1 protein-coding gene is annotated in these 262 nt (G+C 62.2%); it reads left to right on the top strand.

Annotated features, from left to right (window positions below):
- Positions 1-262, top strand: a 262-nt coding sequence (locus KW842_RS27255; RefSeq protein ID WP_218307313.1) for a hypothetical protein, incomplete at both ends; no start/stop codon positions are given.

The following is a 262-nucleotide window of genomic DNA, read 5'->3' as shown; positions in this document are numbered from 1 at the left end:
CGCAAGTACTGGGCCTGAGCACCGAGCAGATCGCTCATCTGGAAACTGCCGACGTCGCTGTCCTGAAAACCTCGGTGATCGCCGCGCTGACCAGCAACCAGATCGGCGCGCTGACCACCGAAGACGTAGTCGCGCTGAAGAGCGCGCAGTTTGCCGCGATGAATTCGAACCAGCTGACCGGCCTGACCACCGAGCAGATCGTCGCGATGAACTCGACCCACTTCGGCGCGCTCAACTCGACCCAGTTCAACGCGCTGTCGAC

The sequence above is a fragment of the Duganella sp. sic0402 genome, from assembly GCF_019219065.1.
GTDB lineage: Bacteria > Pseudomonadota > Gammaproteobacteria > Burkholderiales > Burkholderiaceae_D > Rugamonas.
This window is presented reverse-complemented; position numbering and strand designations above follow the sequence as displayed.